This is a genomic window from Streptomyces kebangsaanensis (genome assembly GCF_001906585.1).
Lineage (GTDB): Bacteria > Actinomycetota > Actinomycetes > Streptomycetales > Streptomycetaceae > Streptomyces > Streptomyces kebangsaanensis.
Genome location: NZ_JUJA01000034.1, coordinates 37,616 through 43,746, shown reverse-complemented (window position 1 = coordinate 43,746; position 6,131 = coordinate 37,616). Strand labels below are relative to the sequence as shown.

Annotated in this window: 1 protein-coding gene and 1 pseudogene; both read left to right on the top strand. The window is 75.8% G+C overall.

From position 1 onward, the window contains the following. Positions 1 to 41: 41 nt before the first annotated feature. Positions 42 to 5,563 (top strand): annotated as a pseudogene (locus tag RH94_RS42325) (amino acid adenylation domain-containing protein); the annotation flags it as partial. Positions 5,564 to 5,575: 12 nt separating this feature from the next. Beyond that, the coding region (locus RH94_RS42320; protein ID WP_324614226.1) for a condensation domain-containing protein at positions 5,576 to 6,131 on the top strand (556 nt) is incomplete at its 3' end.

Here is a 6,131-nt window from a genome sequence, read left to right as displayed (position 1 = left end):
CCGCCGCGTCCGCGCCCGTCGAGGCGACCGGCCCCGCGCCCCTGACCCCCATCCAGCACTGGCTCTTCGACAGCGCCGCCGAGCGGGCCGGGCACTTCGGCCAGACCCTCTCGGTGGAACTGCACGCCGGCGTCGACGCGAGGGCACTCGAGGACGCCCTCGACGACGTGATCGCCCACCACGACGCCCTGCGCTCCCGCTTCCTCACCGACCGGGCGGGCGTACGGTGGCTGATCGACGGCCCGGCAGCCCGCTGCCGCCTCGCGCGCCACACCGGTCCGGACACCGACACCCCGCACCTCGGCCCCCACGACCTGCGCCACGGCCCGCTGCTGCGTGCCGTACTGCACGACCGGGGCCCCGGACGGCCGCACGTGCTGCACCTGGCCGTCCACCACCTCGTCGTCGACGGAGTCTCCTGGCGCCTGCTCCTCGAGGACCTCGACCGGGCCTACCGAGCCCGCCGCGCCGGCCGGGACGGAGCGGCGGCGCTGCCCCCGAAGTCGTCCCCGCTGCGGCACTGGGCCGAGCGCCTCGCCGCGCACGCCGCCGCCGGCGGCTTCGACGACGAGAGGGAGTACTGGACGCGGGCGACCGAAGGCGCCCGGGCCGCCCTGCCGGCGGACCGGACGGGCGCCAACACCTACGCCTCGCAGCGCTCGGTGACGGTACGCCTCGGGCCCGGGGACACCGAAGTGCTGCTGCGGACCCTGCCCGAGACCTACCGCACCCGGGCCAACGACGTCCTGCTCGCCGCCCTCGGCCGGGTGCTGTGCGGCTGGACCGGTCACGACCGGGTGCTGGTGGACGTCGAGGGCCACGGCCGCGAGGAACTGTTCGCCGACGTCGACACCAGCCGCACCGTCGGCTGGTTCACCACCCGCCACCCCGTCGCCCTCGCCGTCCCGCCCGAGGCGCCCTGGGACGCCGTGCTCAAGCAGGTCAAGGAGCAGCTGCGCGCGGTGCCCCGGCACGGCCTCGGCCACGGCGTCCTGACCCTGCCGGGCCGCGACGCCGCGCCGCTCCCGGCGACCACCGCGCGGATCAGCTTCAACTACCTGGGCCGCTTCGGGCTCTCCGGGACCTCCGAGGGGCTGTACGGCGGGCTGCTGCGTCCGCTGGAGCTGGACGCCGACCCCTCGGCGTCACGCCCGCACGCCCTGGAGGTCGTGGGGCGGCTGGACGGCGACAGCCTGGAGTTCACCTGGTTCTACTCGGACCAGCTGCACCGGCGGGACACCGTCGCGGACCTCGCCGGACGGTTCGCCGACGCGCTGGCCGGCCTCGCCCGCCACGCGGCCCGGCCCGGCGCCGCCGGACGCACCCCCTCGGACTTCCCGCTGGCCCGGCTCGACCAGACGCACGTCGACCGGATCGCGGGCGGCGACCCCGCCGGCGTGGAGGACGTCCACCCCCTCACACCCACCCAGGCCGGCATGCTCTTCCATCGGCTCTCGCAGGACGACCGCGGCGTGTACTTCCAGCAGCTGACGTTCGTCCTGGACGGCGTGGAGGACCCGGCCGTGCTGGCGGACGCCTGGCAGCGGGTCACGGACCGCACGCCGGTGCTGCGCGCCCGCGTGGTGTGGCAGGACGTGCCCGAACCGCTTCTCGTGGTGCAGCGCGCAGCAGCCGTGCCGGTGGAGCGGCTGGACTGGCGCGGCCTGTCCGACGCCGAGCGGGACGAGCGGCTGCGCGACCTGCTCGACCGCGACCGCGCCCGCGGTGTCGACCTGACGCGTGCACCGCTCCAGCGCCTGGTGCTGGCCCGGGTCTCCGACCGCGAGGTCCGTGTCGTGTGGTCCTTCGACCACCTGATCCTGGACGGCTGGAGCCTGTTCCAGGTCCTCTCCGACGTCTTCGCGTGCCACGCCGGCCTGGCGGGCGCCGCGGACGTCCCACTGCCCGACCGCCGCCCCTTCCGCGACTACGTCGCCTGGCTGCAGGGCCGCGCCGACCGGGCCGAGGCCGAACGGCACTGGCGGACCCGCCTGAACGGCCTGAGCGAGGCCACCGCGCTGCCCTTCGACCGCGAACCCCGCGAGAGCCACCGCGCGGAGTCGACGCGGGCGGTGCGCGTCACGGTGCCCGGGGCCACCACCCGGGCACTGGAGGGCCTGGCCAGGACGGCGGGCCTGACCATGAACACCCTCGTACAGGGCGCCTGGGCGCTGCTGCTGAGCCGCCTGGCGGCCCGCGACGAGGTGGTCTTCGGCACCACCGTCTCCGGACGGCCGCCCGAGCTGCCCGGGGCCGACGCCATGACCGGCCTGTTCATCGCGACCCTGCCCACCCGCGTGACCGTGCCACGGGACGGGACGCTGCTCACCTGGCTGGGCCGGCTCCAGCAGGAGCAGAGCGAGGACCGCCGCCACGACCACGTGCCGCTGCACCGGATGAGGGCGTTCACCGAACTGCCCGAACGCGCCGCCCTGTTCGACAGCATCGTGGTGTTCGAGAACTACCCGGTCGACGACCGTTCCGCCGCCGCGCACGGCCTGCGGCTCACCGGCCTGGACGGCATCGAGACCACCAACTACCCGCTCGGCCTGGTCGCGTACCCCGGCACGGAACTCGCCCTGCGCCTCGGCTACGACCCGGACCTCTTCGACGCCGCCACCGTCGAGCGGATGGCCGAGTACCTCACCGTCCTGCTGGAGGGCTTCGCCACTGCACCGCGGAGCGCGCCCGCCCGCCTGCCCCTGCTGACGGCCGCCCGGCGCGAGCAGGTGCTCCACGCGTGGAACGACACCGCCACCGGCACCCCCGCGGCGACCACCGCGGACCTGTTCGCCGCCCAGGTGCGGCGCACCCCCGACGCCGTCGCGCTGCTGGCCGGCGACGAGCGGCTCACCTACCGCGAACTCGACGACCGGGCCGCGGCACTGGCCGGCCGGCTGGCCGCGCTCGGGGTCCGCCCGGAGGTCCCCGTCGGCGTCCTGATGGACCGCTCGGCCGGCCTCGTCGTCACCCAGGTCGCCCTCGCCCGCCTCGGCGGCGTGTACGTCCCGCTCGACGGCAGGGCACCGCGGGAGCGGCTGCGCACGATGCTCGGGGAAGCCGGCGCCGGCCTGCTGCTCACGGACGGGACCTGGGAGGAGACGGCCGCGGCCCTTCTCCCGGAGGGCCGCGTGCTGCGGCCGGACGACACCGCCGCCGCGGCCCCGGAACCCACGGCCGTGCCGCGCGTGCACCCGGACAACGTCCAGTACCTCATGTTCACGTCCGGCTCCACCGGCAACCCCAAGGGCGTGGCGGCGCGGCAGCGGGACGTCGCGGCGCTCGCCCTCGACCGTGCCTTCGCCCGTCACGACCGGGTCCTCGTGCACTCCCCGCACGCCTTCGACGCCTCCACCTACGAGGTGTGGGTGCCGCTGCTGCGCGGCGGCACGGCCGTGCTCGCCCCGCCCGGGGACCTGGAAGCCGCCGCCGTGCGCCACGCGATCACCGAACAGGGGGTGAACTGCCTGTTCCTGACGGTGGGCCTGTTCCGCCTCCTCGCCCAGGAGGACCCCGGGTGCCTGACCGGCGCGCGCGAGGTGTGGACCGGCGGCGAGGCCGTGCCCGGCTCCGCCGTACGGCGCGTGCTGGACGCCTGCCCGGACCTCACCGTCGTCGACGTGTACGGCCCGACCGAGACCACCACCTTCGCCACCCGGCGGGTCTTCCGCGCCGGTGACGCGCTGCCCGCGACCCTGCCCATCGGCCGCCCCCTGGACGACACCCGCGGGTACGTCCTGGACAACGCGCTCCAGCCGCAACCACCCGGCGTCCCAGGCGAGTTGTACCTCGCGGGCGCCGGACTCGCCCGTGGCTACACCGGGCGTCCCGGCGCGACGGCGGCCCGCTACCTGGCCGACCCGTTCGGCCCGCCCGGCAGCCGCATGTACCGCACCGGCGACATCGTGCGCTGGAGCGCCGACGGCGAACTGCACTTCGTGGGACGCGCCGACGACCAGATCAAGATCCGCGGCTTCCGCGTCGAACCCGCCGAGATCGAGGCCCGGCTCACCGCGCACCAGGCGATCGCCGAGGCGGTGGTGTCGGTGTCGCGGCACGCGGGCCGCAAACGCCTGGTCGCCCACCTGGTGCCCGCGCCCGGCGCGGCGGTGCCGCCGGCGGCCGAGCTGCGCGACCGCCTGTCCGGCGAACTGCCCGACTACATGGTCCCGGCCGCGTTCGTCACCGTGGCGGAGCTGCCCCTGACCGCGAACGGCAAGGTCGACCGGCGACGCCTGCCCGAACCCGACCCGTCGGTGGGGGCCGACACCGCCTACCGCGCGCCGCGCACCGAGGTCGAGCGGGTGCTCGCCGGTGTCTGGGCCGAACTCCTCGGCGTGCGACGGGTCGGCGTCGACGACAACTTCTTCATGCTGGGCGGCGACTCGATCGTCAGCATCCAGGTCGTCTCCCGCGCCCGCGCCGCGGGGCTCGCGCTGACCCCGAGGGACCTGTTCCGGCACCCCACGCTCGCCGCCCTGGCCACCGCCGCGACCGGCGCCGCCCAGGCCGTCGCGGACACCGGTCCGGTGACCGGCGAGGTCGGGCTCACCCCCATCCAGCGCTGGTTCCTCGACGCCGAGCCGCCGCGCCCGGAGTACTTCAACCAGTCCGTGGTCGTCGAGACGGCCGAGGACGTGGACGCCGGCGCGCTGAACGCCGCCCTGGCCGCGCTGTGGACCCACCACGACGCCCTGCGCGCCCGCTTCACCCGCGCCGCGGACGGGACCTGGCACCAGGAGTACGCCGCCCCGGACACCGAGGTCCCCCGGCTGCTGCGGGTCCACGACCTGAACGGTCTCGACGCGGAGGCCGCCGAGGAGGCCGAGGCCCGCTTCTCGCACGAGGCGCACACCGGCTTCCGGCTGGACACCGGCCCGCTGATCGCCGCCCGCCTGTTCACCGGCCGGGACGGGGCCGCACGCCTGCTGCTGACCGCCCACCACCTGGTCGTCGACGGCGTTTCCTGGCGCATCCTCCTGGAGGACCTGGAGACCGCCTACCGGCAGGCCCGGGCCGGTGAGCGGACACGGCTGCCGCGGCGCACGACGTCCGTGCGGGAATGGGTGCGGCGGCTCACCCGGCGCACCGGCGAGGGGGATTCCGCCGCTCGGCGCGCCCACTGGGAGGCCGTGTCGCGGCACTGCGCCGAACCGCTGCCGGTGGACCTCGACGGCGGCAACACCGTCGCCGACCTGCGCGCGGTGACCGTACGCCTCGACCGCCGGCGGACCGACGACCTCCTGCGCCGGGTTCCCGGCGTCTACCGCACCCGCGTCGACGACGTCCTGCTGACCGCCCTCGGCCGCGTGCTGGCCGACTGGACCGGGCGCGGCACCGTCGCCGTGGGACTGGAGGGACACGGCCGCGAGGACCAGCTCTTCGACGACCTCGACCTGTCCCGCACGGTCGGCTGGTTCACCAGCCTCTTCCCGGTCGCCCTCGAACTGCCCGAGGGGGACTGGGGTGCCGCACTGAAGTCCGTGAAGGAGCAGCTGCGGGCCGTACCCGACCGGGGTGTCGGCCACGGCGCCCTGCGCCACCTGGCGGGCGACGAGCGGCTNCCGCCGCACCGCTGCCCGGCATCAGCTTCAACTACCTGGGCCGGTTCGACTGGTCGGCCGACGGCGGCGCGCTGGTGAAGGCCGTTCCAGGCGGTCTGGGAGGCGCCGAGGACCCCGGAGCGCCGCGTCCGCACCTGCTGGACGTGGTGGCCCGCGTGGAGGGCGACGAGCTGGAGATCACCTGGCACTACAGCGGCGGACGCCACCGCGAGGAGACGGTCGCCTCCCTCGCCGAGGGCATGCTGCGGTCACTGGAGGAGATCGTCGCGCACTGCGCCGCCCCGGACGCCGGCGGCCGCACGCCCTCGGACTTCCCGCTGGCCCGGCTCGACCAGGCCGCCGTCGACCGGCTCGTGGGAGACGGGCGCACGGTCGAGGACGTGTACCCGCTGACGCCGATGCAGGCGGGCATGCTGTTCCACAGCCTCATGGACCCCCGGGCCCGCACCTACGTGAACCAGGTGCAGATGGTGCTGCGCGGCGTCACCGACCCGCACGCGCTCGCCGAGGCGTGGCAGCGCACGGCGGACGCGAACCCGATCCTGCGCACCCGCCTGGTGTGGCAGG